Below are 12,358 nucleotides of genomic sequence, written 5' to 3' on the forward strand. Positions count from 1 at the left end.
TTATTATTTAGAGTACAACTCTACGATTAACTGTTCTTTAATATTTTCAGGAATCTGAATACGTTGAGGTACTGCTACGAAAGTACCTTCCATTTTTTCAGGATTCCAAGTGATCCATTCGTATACGGTGCTGTGAGCAGCCAATGAATTTTCGATCACACTTAAAGATTTTGATTTTTCGCGAACACCTACTACATCACCTGGTTTAAGAGAGTAAGACGGAATGTTTACAATATTTCCGTTTACAGTGATGTGACGGTGAGATACCAATTGACGGGCTGCACTACGAGTAGGAGCAATGCCCATACGGTATACTACATTGTCTAAACGAGATTCGCAAAGTTGAAGAAGCACCTCACCGGTAATACTTTTACTTCTTTTTGCTTTTTCATATAGATTATGGAATTGTTTTTCTAAAATACCATAAGTATATTTAGCTTTTTGTTTTTCTTGTAGCTGGATAGCATATTCAGAGCGTTTTGCTCTACGGCGTGCCAAACCGTGTTGTCCGGGAGGATAGTTTTTTCTTTCAAAAGATTTATCATCTCCGAAGATAGCTTCACCAAATTTACGAGCTATTTTTGTTTTTGGTCCTGTATATCTTGCCATTTTAAATTATTTAAATGAAAGGTAGTTATGAATTAAGGCATTCCTTCGATAACAACTCACCTTTCTTACTTGTTAGTATTGAAATTAGACTCTACGTTTTTTAGGAGGGCGACATCCGTTGTGAGGTAGTGGAGTAACGTCGATAATTTCAGTTACTTCTATACCTGCATTATGAATAGTACGGATAGCAGATTCTCTACCGTTACCCGGTCCTTTCACGTATACTTTTACTTTTTTAAGACCTGCGTCAAAAGCTACTTTAGCTGCATCTTCTGCGGCTACTTGGGCAGCGTAAGGAGTGTTCTTTTTAGACCCTCTGAAGCCCATTTTTCCTGCTGATGACCACGCAATTACGTCTCCTTTTTTGTTGGTAAGAGAAATAATAACATTGTTAAAAGTAGCTGAAACGTGTGCTTCGCCTACTGACTCAACCACTACTTTTCTCTTCTTAGAGACTTTTGCATTCTTTGCATTTTGTTTTGCCATACTCTACTACTTATTATTTAGTTGCTTTCTTCTTATTCGCAACAGTTTTTCTTTTACCTTTTCTTGTACGAGAATTGTTTTTAGTTTTTTGTCCGCGCAAAGGCAATCCGTTACGATGGCGGATACCGCGATAACAACCGATATCCATCAAACGTTTGATATTCAATTGGATTTCGGAGCGCAATTCTCCTTCAATTTTATAAGACGCAACCACTTCGCGAATACGAGTGATTTCGTCATCATTCCATTCGCTTACTTTTGTGTCTTCGTTTACTTGAGCTCTACTTAAGATTTCTTTAGCTCTACTTTTTCCAATACCAAAAATGTAGGTTAAACCAATAACCCCTCTTTTGTTTTTTGGTAAGTCAATACCTGCAATTCGTGCCATAATTATCCTTGTCGTTGTTTAAATTTAGGATTTTTCTTGTTAATTACGTACAATCGTCCTTTTCTGCGCACAATGATGCACTCTGAACTTCTTTTTTTAATTGATGCTCTAACTTTCATTTCGTTTTGTTTATATCAATAGAGTGCGCAAAACTACAATTTTTTTTTGTAATAGCCACATTTTTAGCTCACAAATATGCAATTATACATTCCACTCACTCATTTTTAAGCATAAAAAACCATATTCAAGATACTGAATACAAATGCTTTATACTAAAAATACTACAAATAAAAAATTCTTTTTTATGATTATAATTTCTCACAGATATTACTAAAATAGAAAAATATCTGTGAGAAATTAACAACCAAAATATTGGAAGAATTCTCTTAATTAACTAATAACGGTAAGTGATACGAGCTTTACTTAGGTCGTAAGGACTCATTTCGAGTTTTACTTTATCACCAGGAAGAAGCTTGATGTAGTGCATACGCATTTTTCCTGAGATATGGGCAATCACTACGTGACCGTTATCCAATTCAACTCTGAACATTGCGTTAGACAAAGCTTCTACAATGATTCCGTCTTGCTCAATTGCTGCCTGTTTAGCCATATATTAATTAAGATACTTTTCTGTTTTTACCTGTTTTCATCAAACCATCATAATGGCGATTGAGCAGATATGAATTTACTTGTTGCATAGTATCAATTGCAACCCCTACTAAGATGAGTAGTGAGGTACCACCGTAGAACAATGCCCATTGGTCTTGCATTCCGATGATTTTAAGCAGAGAAGGGAATATTGCTACCAAGGCTATAAATATAGAACCTGGGAGAGTGATGAGCGACATAATTTTATCTAAATAGTCGCCTGTTTCTTTACCTGGGCGTATACCTGGTATGAAACCTCCACTGCGTTTTAGGTCATCGGCCATTTTGTTTGTAGGCACTGTAATTGCAGTATAGAAATACGTGAAGAGTATAATCATAGCTGCAAATAGCAGGTTGTACCAAAATCCGAAGACGTTTGAGAAGGCTGCTTGAACACTTTTTGCAAATTCTGACTGTGATAGTCCGGCTACAGTGGCTGGGATAAACATCAAAGCTTGAGCGAAGATGATAGGCATTACCCCTGCAGCGTTAATTTTTAAAGGAATGTATTGGCGAGCTCCGAAGATGTTTCTCTCGTTAGTAGTTCCACCATCAGCTGTTCTGCGTGCATACTGTACTGGGATTTGACGTACTGCTTTGATTAGATAAATACAAAGCAAAATGATTACAAACCAAAGAATTATTTCGATAAGAATCAATAGAGGTCCTCCATTACCAGTAAGGCGAGAGGCTGTTTCAGACAAGAATGCGCGAGGCAAGCGGGCGATGATACCTACCATAATGAGGAGGGAGATACCGTTACCTATTCCTTTATCGGTGATTTTTTCACCTAACCACATTGCAAAAATAGTTCCTGTTACTAAGATAAGCACTGCTGGAACAATAAAATTGAGTCCCTTACCTAAAAGGAAAGCAGAATCAGGGACTCCTAATCTATTGATACCGTATAAGTATACAGGTGCTTGTACAATACATATTGCAATAGTAAGCCATCGAGTGATTTGGTTTATCTTTCTTCGCCCGCTTTCACCTTCTTTTTGTAGTTTTTGGAGATAAGGAATAGCGATTCCCATCAACTGTACTACGATAGAAGCCGAGATGTAGGGCATAATCCCGAGCGCGAATACTGAGGCATTAGAGAAAGCGCCCCCTGTAAAAGCATTAAGGATGTCGAGCAATCCGCCACCTGAGGTTTTCGTTGCTAACTCGTGGAGTTGAGCGGAGTCGATACCAGGGAGGACGATGTGAGCTCCAAAGCGATAAACTAACAAAATTCCGAGAGTTAAAATAATTCTATTTTTTAACTCTTCAATTTTCCAAATGTTGGTCAGGTTCTCGATAAACTTCTTCATAAATTAAATATTACAAGGTTACAGCTTCACCACCAGCTGCTTCGATAGCAGCTTTAGCACTTGCTGTAAACTTATGAACAGATATTTTTAGCTTAGATTTTAGTTCTCCACCACCTAATATTTTCACCAAGTCAGTTTTTTTAATGAGGTTTAGTTGAACTAAGATTTCAAGGTCTACTTTATCAGTAATTTTACCATTATCAACGAGTTCTTGTAGTCTACCCAAGTTGATACCTACGTATTCCTTACGGTTAAAGTTTTTAAAACCGAATTTTGGTACGCGTCTTTGGAGGGGCATTTGTCCACCTTCGAAGCCAATCTTATTAGAAAAGCCTGAACGAGATTTAGCTCCTTTGTGACCACGGGTAGCGGTTCCACCTTTACCGGAACCTTGACCGCGACCTACGCGCTTCCCTTCTCTGTGAATTGAACCCTGTGCGGGTTGTAAATTACTCAAGTTCATAACTTTGTATAAAAATATTATTTAACTTCTTCTACAGAAATTAAGTGTTTTACCTTATTGATCATACCAAGGATACTTGGTGTAGCTTCGTGTTCCACGGTTCTACCGATTTTGGTAAGTCCTAAAGCCTCAAGAGTAAGTTTTTGGTCTTTTGGACGTTTGATGCTACTTTTAATTTGTGTTACTCTAAGTTTTGCCATTGCTATAAAAAATTAACCTTTAAACAATTTTTCTAAAGAGATGCCACGTTGAGCAGCAACAGTTTTAGCGCTGCGCAACTGCAATAAAGCATCGAAAGTAGCTTTTACCACGTTGTGAGGATTAGAAGAACCTTGTGATTTAGAAAGTACGTTATGGATACCTACTGATTCCAATACGGCACGTACTGTACCTCCTGCGATTACTCCGGTACCCTCAGTAGCTGGTTGTAAGAATACACGAGCTCCGCCGTATTTTCCTTTTTGTTCGTGGGGCAAGGTAGTACCGTTAAGAGGGATACGCACTAAGTTTTTCTTAGCGTCTTCTACTGCTTTAGCAATAGCTTCAGAAACCTCTTTAGATTTTCCTAAGCCGTGACCAACCACGCCGTTTTCGTCGCCTACTACAACGATAGCAGAGAAACCGAAAGCGCGACCACCTTTAGTTACTTTAGTAACACGTTGTACTCCTACCAAACGGTCTTTCAATTCCAAACCACTTGGTTTTACATATTCTACATTTTTATATTTCTGATACATAGTTATTAGAATTTAAGTCCGCCTTCTCTAGCACCGTCGGCTAATGATTTCACACGTCCGTGATAAAGATATCCCCCGCGATCGAAGGATACTTTTTCGATACCTTGTTTTAAAGCTTTTTCAGCAATAGCTTTACCGACCAATGCTGCTTTTTCAGTTTTAGTACCTTTGGCGGCACTAATTTCTTTATCACGTGAAGATGCAGCCAACAGAGTAGTTCCTTTAGTATCATCTATGATTTGTACATAGATTTCGTTATTACTTCTGAAAACAGCCAAACGAGGTTGTTCAGCAGTACCTTTTACTACTTTTCTGATTCTGCTTTTAATACGTTGTCTTCTTTCTATTCTTGATAATGCCATTGTTCTAACTATTAAGCTGATTTACCTGCTTTTCTTCTCAACTCTTCGCCTACAAATTTCACACCTTTACCTTTGTAAGGTTCAGGTTTGCGGAAGCTACGGATTTTAGCCGCTACTTGACCGAGTAGTTGTTTGTCGTGAGAAGTTAATTTAATGATAGGGTTTTTACCTTTCTCGTTGATTGTCTCGAGTTTAATTTCTTTTGGCAATTCGAGAATGATGTTGTGAGAGAAACCGAGGGCTAAATCTAACTTTTGTCCTTGGTTAGCTGCACGGTATCCAACCCCTACTAACTCTAATTCTTTAGTGAATCCTTCAGAAACACCTACGACCATATTATGGACTAAGGCACGGTATAAACCGTGTTTAGCATTTTGGTCTTTGGTAGCATCTGTAGTTTCAAACACTAAATGTCCATCTTCTTGCTTTACAGCAATGTCTTTAACCTCTTGGGTTAATTCGCCTAATTTCCCCTTTATGGTTACAACGTTATCTTTGATAGTAACGGTAACGCCTGCGGGAATATTGATGGGTGCTTTACCTATTCTTGACATTCTTTATTGTCTTTTTATTGATTAGTAAACGTAACAAATTACCTCTCCACCGATATTGAGTTCTCTAGCTTTTTTACCTGTCATCACGCCTTGTGATGTAGAGATGATAGCAATACCCAATCCGTTTAATACTCGAGGTAGGTTATCAGCGCCAGCGTACTTTCTTAGACCTGGACGGCTGGCTCTTTCAATATGCCTAATAACGGGTTCTTTAGTCACTTTGTCGTATTTCAAAGCTATTTTGATAGTACCTTGAACGGTAGAGTCATCAAATTTATAGCTAAGAATGAATCCTTGGTCGAAAAGGATTTTAGTAATTTCCTTTTTGAGTTTAGATGCAGGGATTTCTACAACTCTATGACCTGCGCTATTAGCATTTCTAATTCTTGTTAAATAATCTGCGATAGGATCTGTATACATAAATTTGTCCTTTTAAATTATTACCAACTTGCTTTTTTTACACCAGGAATTAATCCTTTGTTTGCCATTTCGCGGAATAACACACGTGAAATTCCAAAAGTGCGCATATACCCTTTAGGGCGTCCTGTAAGTTTGCAACGGTTATGCAGACGGACAGGAGAAGCATTTTTAGGGATTAGCTGAAGTGCTTCATAATCACCAGCTTCTTTTAGAGCTTTGCGTTTAGCAGCATATTTAGCTACTAACTTTTGACGTTTCACCTCGCGGGCTTTCATTGATTCTTTAGCCATATACTTAGTTCTTTTTAAAAGGTAATCCTAATTCGCTTAATAATGATTTAGCTTCTTTATCAGTGTAAGCTGAAGTAACGAAGGTAATATCCATACCTGCAATCTTATTGATTTTATCGATGTCGATCTCAGGGAATATGATTTGTTCGGTAACGCCTAAGTTGTAGTTACCTCTACCATCGAAGCCATTTGCTTTCACGCCTTGAAAGTCTCTTACACGAGGAAGAGCTGTAGTGATAAGACGGTCTAAGAACTCATACATTCTTTCGCCGCGAAGGGTAACTTTGGCACCGATAGCCATACCTTTACGGAGTTTGAAAGAAGCTACGTCCTTTTTAGAATAAGTGGCAACAGCTTTCTGACCAGTAATTTTGGTAAGTTCGTCTACAGCATAGTCGATTTGTTTTTTATCGGCTACGGCTGAACCAACACCGCGGCTCACAACTATTTTTTCAAGTTTAGGAACCTGCATTACGTTTTTATAGCCAAATTCTTCTTTTAGAGCCGCAATAACGCGCTCTTTGTATTCTTGTTTTAATCTAGGTACGTAAGCCATATTATATTACTACATTAGATTTTTTAGAAATTCGCACTTTTTTACCGTCACGTACTTCGAATCCTACACGAGTAGTTTTTTTCGTTTTAGGGTCGATGAGGGCGAGGTTAGAAATGTGAATAGATGCTTCTTTTTCTACGATTCCACCTTGAGGTTTTTGAGCGTTAGGTTTGGTGTGCTTTTTCACCAGGTTAACTCCCTCAATAATCGCTCTGTTCTTCTCGCGATCTACACGTAATACTTTGCCTTCTTTACCTTTTTCGTCTCCAGCAATTACTTTTACGGTATCTCCAGTTTTAATTTTTAGTTTCATCATTTACTTTAGTTAAAAATTAAAGCACTTCTGGTGCTAATGAAACGATCTTCATAAATTGTTTATCACGAAGTTCACGTGCTACGGGACCGAATACACGGGTACCTCTCATTTCACCAGCTGCGTTCAAGAGAACGCAAGCGTTTTCATCAAATCGGATATAAGAACCATCGGCACGGCGTACTTCTTTTTTAGTTCTTACTACCACCGCGGTAGAAACTTGTCCTTTTTTTACGTTTCCGTTAGGGGTAGCTTCTTTGACGGTAACTACAATCTTATCGCCAACAGAGGCGTATCGGCGCTTAGTACCACCGAGTACACGGATTGTTAGCACTTCTTTAGCGCCAGTATTATCGGCTACTTTTAGTCTTGATTCTTGTTGTACCATAATTACTTAGCTCTTTCAATGATTTCTACTAATCTCCAACATTTGGTTTTGCTCAATGGGCGTGTTTCCATTATACGCACAGTATCACCAATGTTGCAATCGTTTTTTTCGTCGTGCGCAACATATTTTTTAGTGCGCAACACGAACTTACCATACATAGGGTGTTTTACACGTTTCACTTCTGAAACTACGATAGATTTATCCATTTTGTTGCTTGTAACAACCCCTATTCTTTCTTTTCTTAAATTTCTTTTTTCCATAAGGCAGGTTCGAATTATTGTAATTCTCGTTTAGTTAGCTCACAAGCCAATCTCGCAATAGTTCTTCTTACATTACGTAATTGAATTGGTTTTTCCAATGACGAAATTGCGTGTGCCATTTTCAAATCTGCATACGATTTCTTAAACTCACCAAGCTTTTCTTGTAGCTCAGTTATTGTCAATTTGTTAATTTCAGACTGTTTCATTGTTCTTTAATTAATTTTGATAATCTCTTGCTACAACGAATTTTGTTTTCACGGGTAGCTTTTGAGCTGCGAGGCGTAGCGCTTCTTTTGCTACGTCGAGCGGCACACCGCCTACCTCAAACATTATTCTTCCTGGTTTTACTACGGCTGCCCAGTATTCTACGGCACCTTTACCTTTACCCATACGTACTTCCAAAGGCTTTTTGGTAATAGGTTTATCTGGGAAGATTTTGATCCAAAGTTGACCTTCACGTTTCATATAACGGGTAGCAGCTACACGAGCTGACTCGATTTGGCGAGAAGTGATGAATGCTGAATCTAACGATTTAATTCCGAAAGTACCATTAGAAAGGAGCGCACCGCGGTGAGCTACACCTTTCATTCTGCCTTTTTGTTGTTTACGATATTTCGTTCTTTTTGGCTGTAACATCTTTCTTGTTCTTTAAAAAATTACTTTTTGCGACGCGCTCTTTTGGGTGCACCCGCGGGCTTGTCAGTTGATTTACCAGAGAAATTTCCACCGGTGGCTTTTTTAGTCATACCTACAAGTGGAGAGAGTTCTCTTTTACCATAGATTTCGCCTTTCATAATCCACACTTTGATTCCCATACGACCGTATGTAGTGTGAGCTTCGTCAATAGCGTAATCAATATCAGCTCTAAAGGTTGAAAGAGGGATACGACCTTCTTTAAAGCTTTCGGAACGTGCCATTTCGGCTCCATTCAAACGACCTGAAATCATTACCTTGATACCTTCGGCGTTCATACGCATAGCTGAAGCGATAGCCATTTTGATAGCGCGTTTGTAAGAAACACGACCTTCGATTTGGCGGGCGATGCTTGCTGCAACGAGAGCTGCGTCAAGCTCAGGGCGTTTGATTTCAAAAATGTTGATTTGGATGTCTTTACCAGTGATTTTCTTAAGTTCTTCTTTCAACTTGTCTACCTCCTGACCGCCTTTACCGATAATAATACCAGGACGAGCGGTGGTGATAGTAACGGTTACAAGTTTGAAAGTACGTTCGATAATCACGTGAGCAACACTAGCTTTAGATAAACGAGCGAGAACATATTTTCTGATTTTATCATCTTCAGCGAGTTTATCTCCGTAATCATTGCCTCCATACCAGTTAGACTCCCATCCTCTGATAATTCCTAGGCGATTTCCGATTGGATTTGTCTTTTGTCCCATAGTTTATCTTAGCTTTCTGTGTTAAAATTTTTAGCTCCAAGCACCAAAGTTATGTGGTTAGAGCGTTTTCTAATTCTGTGTGCTCTTCCTTGTGGAGCTGGGCGTAAGCGTTTAAGGATAGCGCCACCATCCACGCGGATTTCTTTGATGAATACTCCTGCTTCTTCCAAGTTAGCGTCCTCGTTTTTAGCTTGCCAGTTAGCGATAGCTGAAAGCAACAATTTTTCTAAACGAGCGGCTGCTTCTTTTTGGTTGAATTTCAAAATAGCCAAGGCTTTGTCTACTTGCTGTCCACGTACTAGATCCGCTACTAAGCGCATTTTTCGAGGAGAAGTAGGGCAGTTATTTAACTTCGCGAAAGCCAAGCTTTTTTTAGCTTCTTTAATTTCGTCTGCTCTTAATTTTTTTCTAACTCCCATAGCCTTAATTATTTTTTACCTTTATTTTTTGCACCTGCGTGTCCACGGAAGGAACGAGTAGGTGAAAATTCTCCTAATTTATGTCCCACCATATTTTCAGTGATATATACAGGGACAAACTGACGACCGTTGTGAACTGCAATAGTTTGGCCAACGAAGTCTGGTGTAATCATAGAAGCGCGTGACCAAGTTTTGATAACGTTTTTCTTACCAGATTGTATATTTTGTTGGATTTTCTTTTCCAAGCTATAGTGAACGTAAGGTCCTTTTTTTAATGAACGTGCCATTTGTTAGTCTCTTATTTTTTTCTGCGTTCTACAATATACTTATTACTTGCTTTGGTTTTAGAACGAGTTCTATAACCTTTCGCTGGTATTCCTTTACGTGAGCGTGGGTGACCACCGGTAGCACGACCTTCACCACCACCCATTGGGTGATCGACAGGGTTCATAACTACAGCACGTGTACGAGGACGGCGTCCTAACCAGCGTGAGCGACCTGCTTTACCTGAAAGTACCAATTGGTGATCAGAGTTTGATACGGCTCCTATGGTTGCGAGGCAAGTGAGGAGGATCATACGGGTTTCACCTGAAGGTAGCTTTACAGTAGCATACTTACCATCTTTTGCCATTAGTTGAGCAAAAGTTCCTGCAGAACGAGCGATGTTAGCTCCTTGTCCAGGGCGCAATTCAATACAAGAAATTACAGTACCGAGAGGGATTTGAGAGAGCGGCATTGCGTTACCGATTTCAGGGGCGATGTTTTCTTGACCTGAAACGATTACTTGATCTACTTTCAAACCAGCGGGAGCGATGATGTAACGCTTTTCACCGTCGGTGTATTGAACGAGAGCAATAAACGCTGTTCTGTTAGGGTCGTACTCGATAGAAACTACTTTGGCGTCTACGCCGAATTTGTTTCGTTTGAAGTCGATGATACGGTACTTTTTCTTATGACCACCACCAATATAACGCATGGTCATTTTTCCTTGATTGTTTCTACCACCGGTCTTTTTCAACGGAAGGAGCAAACTCTTTTCCGGCTTATCAGTAGTAATGGTGTCGAATTCGTTTACTACTCTAAAACGCTGACCAGGGGTAATCGGTTTTAATTTTCTAACTGACATTTTTGTCTATTTGTTAAATACTTATATATTACTATAAAAATCTATAGTTCCATCTTCTACTTGCACTACTGCTTTTTTCACAGCGTTGGTTTTAGCAATTTGCAAGCCTGTTTTTGTATAACGAGTAGATCGTTTAGGGCCGTAGTTAAGGGTACGTACGGATTTCACTTTAACGCCATAAGTAGCTTCAACTTCATTTTTGATTTGAATCTTGTTAGCGTCCTTAGCTACTACGAATGTATAGCAGTTTCTCAACTCGCTATTTTCGTTTGCTTTTTCTGTATTTACAGGTTTGATTAATACGCTCATTTTCTTCTTATTTTGTTAAAATTGACTCTAAAACTGCTACTGAGCTCTCAGTAAGTACTACATTTGAAGCGTTTACCAATTGATAAGTGTTTAACTCTGAAGCAGTTACTACACTTGAAGTAGGTACATTACGAGAGGACAAATATACGTTATTATTTGTATTTGGCAACACAAAAAGTGATTTTTTATTTTCTAAGCCCAAAGATTTTACAACTGCGGTGAAATCTTTAGTTTTTGGAGCGTCGAAATTTAAATCTTCAACTACAACGAGGGCTTGGTTTTGTAGTTTAGCGCTGAGGGCAGAACGGCGAGCCAAGCGTTTTACGTTTTTAGTAAGTTTTTGTGTATAGTCTTTAGGACGAGGACCGAATATGCGTCCACCACCCACAAATACAGGAGATTTTACGCTACCTGCACGAGCTGTACCAGTACCTTTTTGTTTTTTGATTTTGCGAGTACTTCCAGCCACTTCGTTTCTTTCTTTAGCCTTGTGAGTACCTTGACGTTTGTTAGCTAAATAGCGTTTAACATCTAAGTATACTACGTGATTATTAGGCTCGATACCGAACACAGCATCAGAAAGGGTTACCTTTCTACCTGTTTCTTTTCCTTTTATGTTTAATACTGCTACTTCCATTATTTGTGAATAGTTACGTAAGCATTTTTGTGACCTGGAATACAACCTTTTACAACTAAAAGATTTTTCTCAGCAACCACTTTCAATACTTTCAAGTTTTGTACTGTTACCTTTTCAGCTCCCATACGTCCAGCCATACGCATACCTTTGAATACGCGTGAAGGATAAGACGAAGCGCCTACTGAACCTGGTGCTCTGAGGCGGTTATGCTGACCGTGAGTAGTTTGACCTACTCCGCCAAAACCGTGGCGACGCACTACCCCTTGGAAACCTTTACCTTTAGAAACGCCTGTGATATCCACAAACTCTCCTTCGGTGAAGAAATCGACGGTGATAGTATCACCTAATTTGTAATTGTCTTCAAAACCTTGGAATTCAACAACTTTTTTCTTTACAGAAGTACCTGCTTTTTTGAAGTGACCAAGCTCTGCTTTGGTAGCACGTTTTTCTGCTTTGTCATCGAAACCAAGTTGAAGAGCATCATAGCCATCAACCTCTTTGGTTCTGACTTGGGTAACTACGCAAGGACCTGCTTCGATGATGGTACAAGGTATATTTTTACCGTTCTCATCAAAAATGCTGGTCATTCCTACTTTTTTTCCGATTAACCCAGACATAAAATTAAATATTAAATTAGTTATTAGTTCTTTTTAATTGACAATTAACAATTGATTATTGACAAT

Annotated in this window: 26 protein-coding genes; all 26 read right to left on the reverse strand. The window is 38.9% G+C overall.

From position 1 onward, the window contains the following. Positions 1–3 precede the first annotated feature (3 nt). Positions 4–609 (reverse strand): 30S ribosomal protein S4, encoded by a 606-nt coding sequence (gene rpsD, locus HMPREF1320_RS03035; protein ID WP_009751554.1) that lies wholly within the window; start codon positions 607–609, stop codon positions 4–6. 84 nt (positions 610–693) lie between these two features. Next, entirely contained in the window at positions 694–1,095 is a 402-nt protein-coding gene (rpsK, locus tag HMPREF1320_RS03040; protein WP_002679512.1) for a 30S ribosomal protein S11, read from the reverse strand. 13 nt (positions 1,096–1,108) lie between these two features. Beyond that, positions 1,109–1,483, reverse strand: coding sequence for a 30S ribosomal protein S13 (gene rpsM / locus HMPREF1320_RS03045; protein ID WP_002675068.1), 375 nt, complete (start codon positions 1,481–1,483; stop codon positions 1,109–1,111). Positions 1,484–1,485: 2 nt separating this feature from the next. Further along, positions 1,486–1,602: a type B 50S ribosomal protein L36 gene (gene ykgO / locus HMPREF1320_RS11025; RefSeq protein ID WP_002676536.1), complete on the reverse strand. Its 117-nt coding sequence runs from the start codon at positions 1,600–1,602 to the stop codon at positions 1,486–1,488. Positions 1,603–1,877: 275 nt separating this feature from the next. Further along, positions 1,878–2,093, reverse strand: a complete 216-nt coding sequence (infA, locus tag HMPREF1320_RS03050; RefSeq protein ID WP_009751557.1) for a translation initiation factor IF-1 — start codon at positions 2,091–2,093, stop codon at positions 1,878–1,880. 7 nt (positions 2,094–2,100) lie between these two features. Beyond that, positions 2,101–3,444 (reverse strand): preprotein translocase subunit SecY, encoded by a 1,344-nt coding sequence (secY, locus tag HMPREF1320_RS03055; protein WP_002675064.1) that lies wholly within the window; start codon positions 3,442–3,444, stop codon positions 2,101–2,103. Between the two features lie 10 nt (positions 3,445–3,454). Beyond that, positions 3,455–3,907: a 50S ribosomal protein L15 gene (rplO, locus tag HMPREF1320_RS03060; RefSeq protein WP_009751575.1), complete on the reverse strand. Its 453-nt coding sequence runs from the start codon at positions 3,905–3,907 to the stop codon at positions 3,455–3,457. Positions 3,908–3,924: 17 nt separating this feature from the next. Further along, a complete protein-coding gene (gene rpmD / locus HMPREF1320_RS03065) occupies positions 3,925–4,107 on the reverse strand; it encodes a 50S ribosomal protein L30 (protein ID WP_002675060.1) in 183 nt (60 codons plus the stop codon). Between the two features lie 12 nt (positions 4,108–4,119). Beyond that, the gene (gene rpsE, locus HMPREF1320_RS03070; RefSeq protein ID WP_002675058.1) at positions 4,120–4,644 is read right to left on the reverse strand and encodes a 30S ribosomal protein S5; all 525 of its coding nucleotides are present in this window, start codon (positions 4,642–4,644) and stop codon (positions 4,120–4,122) included. A gap of 5 nt (positions 4,645–4,649) precedes the next feature. After that, positions 4,650–5,006 (reverse strand): 50S ribosomal protein L18, encoded by a 357-nt coding sequence (rplR, locus tag HMPREF1320_RS03075; protein ID WP_002679484.1) that lies wholly within the window; start codon positions 5,004–5,006, stop codon positions 4,650–4,652. 11 nt (positions 5,007–5,017) lie between these two features. Next, complete coding sequence (gene rplF, locus HMPREF1320_RS03080; RefSeq protein WP_009751543.1) at positions 5,018–5,560, reverse strand: 50S ribosomal protein L6; 543 nt, start codon at positions 5,558–5,560, stop codon at positions 5,018–5,020. 21 nt (positions 5,561–5,581) lie between these two features. After that, complete coding sequence (gene rpsH, locus HMPREF1320_RS03085) at positions 5,582–5,980, reverse strand: 30S ribosomal protein S8 (RefSeq protein WP_002675052.1); 399 nt, start codon at positions 5,978–5,980, stop codon at positions 5,582–5,584. Positions 5,981–6,000: 20 nt separating this feature from the next. Beyond that, the gene (gene rpsN, locus HMPREF1320_RS03090) at positions 6,001–6,270 is read right to left on the reverse strand and encodes a 30S ribosomal protein S14 (RefSeq protein ID WP_002675050.1); all 270 of its coding nucleotides are present in this window, start codon (positions 6,268–6,270) and stop codon (positions 6,001–6,003) included. A gap of 4 nt (positions 6,271–6,274) precedes the next feature. Further along, positions 6,275–6,826, reverse strand: a complete 552-nt coding sequence (gene rplE, locus HMPREF1320_RS03095) for a 50S ribosomal protein L5 (protein ID WP_009411644.1) — start codon at positions 6,824–6,826, stop codon at positions 6,275–6,277. 1 nt (position 6,827) lies between these two features. Then, a complete protein-coding gene (rplX, locus tag HMPREF1320_RS03100) occupies positions 6,828–7,142 on the reverse strand; it encodes a 50S ribosomal protein L24 (RefSeq protein WP_002675045.1) in 315 nt (104 codons plus the stop codon). Between the two features lie 16 nt (positions 7,143–7,158). After that, positions 7,159–7,527, reverse strand: a complete 369-nt coding sequence (gene rplN / locus HMPREF1320_RS03105; protein WP_002675043.1) for a 50S ribosomal protein L14 — start codon at positions 7,525–7,527, stop codon at positions 7,159–7,161. Positions 7,528–7,529: 2 nt separating this feature from the next. Then, positions 7,530–7,787, reverse strand: coding sequence for a 30S ribosomal protein S17 (rpsQ, locus tag HMPREF1320_RS03110; protein WP_002675041.1), 258 nt, complete (start codon positions 7,785–7,787; stop codon positions 7,530–7,532). A 14-nt stretch (positions 7,788–7,801) separates the two neighbouring features. Beyond that, on the reverse strand, positions 7,802–7,993 hold the full coding sequence (gene rpmC / locus HMPREF1320_RS03115) for a 50S ribosomal protein L29 (RefSeq protein ID WP_002675028.1): 192 nt from the start codon (positions 7,991–7,993) through the stop codon (positions 7,802–7,804). A gap of 10 nt (positions 7,994–8,003) precedes the next feature. After that, on the reverse strand, positions 8,004–8,423 hold the full coding sequence (gene rplP, locus HMPREF1320_RS03120) for a 50S ribosomal protein L16 (protein ID WP_002679503.1): 420 nt from the start codon (positions 8,421–8,423) through the stop codon (positions 8,004–8,006). Between the two features lie 20 nt (positions 8,424–8,443). After that, positions 8,444–9,184: a 30S ribosomal protein S3 gene (rpsC, locus tag HMPREF1320_RS03125; RefSeq protein ID WP_002679516.1), complete on the reverse strand. Its 741-nt coding sequence runs from the start codon at positions 9,182–9,184 to the stop codon at positions 8,444–8,446. An 8-nt stretch (positions 9,185–9,192) separates the two neighbouring features. After that, a complete protein-coding gene (gene rplV, locus HMPREF1320_RS03130; protein ID WP_002675020.1) occupies positions 9,193–9,603 on the reverse strand; it encodes a 50S ribosomal protein L22 in 411 nt (136 codons plus the stop codon). A gap of 8 nt (positions 9,604–9,611) precedes the next feature. Beyond that, positions 9,612–9,890: a 30S ribosomal protein S19 gene (gene rpsS / locus HMPREF1320_RS03135; protein WP_002675018.1), complete on the reverse strand. Its 279-nt coding sequence runs from the start codon at positions 9,888–9,890 to the stop codon at positions 9,612–9,614. An 11-nt stretch (positions 9,891–9,901) separates the two neighbouring features. Continuing rightward, positions 9,902–10,729, reverse strand: a complete 828-nt coding sequence (gene rplB / locus HMPREF1320_RS03140) for a 50S ribosomal protein L2 (protein WP_009751580.1) — start codon at positions 10,727–10,729, stop codon at positions 9,902–9,904. 21 nt (positions 10,730–10,750) lie between these two features. Continuing rightward, positions 10,751–11,038: a 50S ribosomal protein L23 gene (rplW, locus tag HMPREF1320_RS03145; RefSeq protein ID WP_009417396.1), complete on the reverse strand. Its 288-nt coding sequence runs from the start codon at positions 11,036–11,038 to the stop codon at positions 10,751–10,753. A gap of 7 nt (positions 11,039–11,045) precedes the next feature. Continuing rightward, positions 11,046–11,675, reverse strand: a complete 630-nt coding sequence (gene rplD / locus HMPREF1320_RS03150; RefSeq protein WP_002675013.1) for a 50S ribosomal protein L4 — start codon at positions 11,673–11,675, stop codon at positions 11,046–11,048. Beyond that, the gene (gene rplC / locus HMPREF1320_RS03155) at positions 11,675–12,292 is read right to left on the reverse strand and encodes a 50S ribosomal protein L3 (RefSeq protein WP_002675012.1); all 618 of its coding nucleotides are present in this window, start codon (positions 12,290–12,292) and stop codon (positions 11,675–11,677) included. The genes rplD and rplC overlap by 1 nt, the downstream gene beginning before the upstream one ends. Between the last annotated feature and the right edge of the window lie 66 nt (positions 12,293–12,358).

It is taken from the genome of Capnocytophaga sp. oral taxon 335 str. F0486, from assembly GCF_000277665.1.
GTDB lineage: Bacteria > Bacteroidota > Bacteroidia > Flavobacteriales > Flavobacteriaceae > Capnocytophaga > Capnocytophaga ochracea.

What these genes read in the sequence shown, in the direction of transcription:
- rpsD (WP_009751554.1), bottom strand. Translation starts at nt 609, where the DNA reads ATGGCAAGATATACAGGACCAAAAACAAAAATAGCTCGTAAATTTGGT.
- rpsK (WP_002679512.1), bottom strand. Translation starts at nt 1,095, where the DNA reads ATGGCAAAACAAAATGCAAAGAATGCAAAAGTCTCTAAGAAGAGAAAA.
- rpsM (WP_002675068.1), bottom strand. Translation starts at nt 1,483, where the DNA reads ATGGCACGAATTGCAGGTATTGACTTACCAAAAAACAAAAGAGGGGTT.
- ykgO (WP_002676536.1), bottom strand. Translation starts at nt 1,602, where the DNA reads ATGAAAGTTAGAGCATCAATTAAAAAAAGAAGTTCAGAGTGCATCATT.
- infA (WP_009751557.1), bottom strand. Translation starts at nt 2,093, where the DNA reads ATGGCTAAACAGGCAGCAATTGAGCAAGACGGAATCATTGTAGAAGCT.
- secY (WP_002675064.1), bottom strand. Translation starts at nt 3,444, where the DNA reads ATGAAGAAGTTTATCGAGAACCTGACCAACATTTGGAAAATTGAAGAG.
- rplO (WP_009751575.1), bottom strand. Translation starts at nt 3,907, where the DNA reads ATGAACTTGAGTAATTTACAACCCGCACAGGGTTCAATTCACAGAGAA.
- rpmD (WP_002675060.1), bottom strand. Translation starts at nt 4,107, where the DNA reads ATGGCAAAACTTAGAGTAACACAAATTAAAAGTAGCATCAAACGTCCA.
- rpsE (WP_002675058.1), bottom strand. Translation starts at nt 4,644, where the DNA reads ATGTATCAGAAATATAAAAATGTAGAATATGTAAAACCAAGTGGTTTG.
- rplR (WP_002679484.1), bottom strand. Translation starts at nt 5,006, where the DNA reads ATGGCATTATCAAGAATAGAAAGAAGACAACGTATTAAAAGCAGAATC.
- rplF (WP_009751543.1), bottom strand. Translation starts at nt 5,560, where the DNA reads ATGTCAAGAATAGGTAAAGCACCCATCAATATTCCCGCAGGCGTTACC.
- rpsH (WP_002675052.1), bottom strand. Translation starts at nt 5,980, where the DNA reads ATGTATACAGATCCTATCGCAGATTATTTAACAAGAATTAGAAATGCT.
- rpsN (WP_002675050.1), bottom strand. Translation starts at nt 6,270, where the DNA reads ATGGCTAAAGAATCAATGAAAGCCCGCGAGGTGAAACGTCAAAAGTTA.
- rplE (WP_009411644.1), bottom strand. Translation starts at nt 6,826, where the DNA reads ATGGCTTACGTACCTAGATTAAAACAAGAATACAAAGAGCGCGTTATT.
- rplX (WP_002675045.1), bottom strand. Translation starts at nt 7,142, where the DNA reads ATGATGAAACTAAAAATTAAAACTGGAGATACCGTAAAAGTAATTGCT.
- rplN (WP_002675043.1), bottom strand. Translation starts at nt 7,527, where the DNA reads ATGGTACAACAAGAATCAAGACTAAAAGTAGCCGATAATACTGGCGCT.
- rpsQ (WP_002675041.1), bottom strand. Translation starts at nt 7,787, where the DNA reads ATGGAAAAAAGAAATTTAAGAAAAGAAAGAATAGGGGTTGTTACAAGC.
- rpmC (WP_002675028.1), bottom strand. Translation starts at nt 7,993, where the DNA reads ATGAAACAGTCTGAAATTAACAAATTGACAATAACTGAGCTACAAGAA.
- rplP (WP_002679503.1), bottom strand. Translation starts at nt 8,423, where the DNA reads ATGTTACAGCCAAAAAGAACGAAATATCGTAAACAACAAAAAGGCAGA.
- rpsC (WP_002679516.1), bottom strand. Translation starts at nt 9,184, where the DNA reads ATGGGACAAAAGACAAATCCAATCGGAAATCGCCTAGGAATTATCAGA.
- rplV (WP_002675020.1), bottom strand. Translation starts at nt 9,603, where the DNA reads ATGGGAGTTAGAAAAAAATTAAGAGCAGACGAAATTAAAGAAGCTAAA.
- rpsS (WP_002675018.1), bottom strand. Translation starts at nt 9,890, where the DNA reads ATGGCACGTTCATTAAAAAAAGGACCTTACGTTCACTATAGCTTGGAA.
- rplB (WP_009751580.1), bottom strand. Translation starts at nt 10,729, where the DNA reads ATGTCAGTTAGAAAATTAAAACCGATTACCCCTGGTCAGCGTTTTAGA.
- rplW (WP_009417396.1), bottom strand. Translation starts at nt 11,038, where the DNA reads ATGAGCGTATTAATCAAACCTGTAAATACAGAAAAAGCAAACGAAAAT.
- rplD (WP_002675013.1), bottom strand. Translation starts at nt 11,675, where the DNA reads ATGGAAGTAGCAGTATTAAACATAAAAGGAAAAGAAACAGGTAGAAAG.
- rplC (WP_002675012.1), bottom strand. Translation starts at nt 12,292, where the DNA reads ATGTCTGGGTTAATCGGAAAAAAAGTAGGAATGACCAGCATTTTTGAT.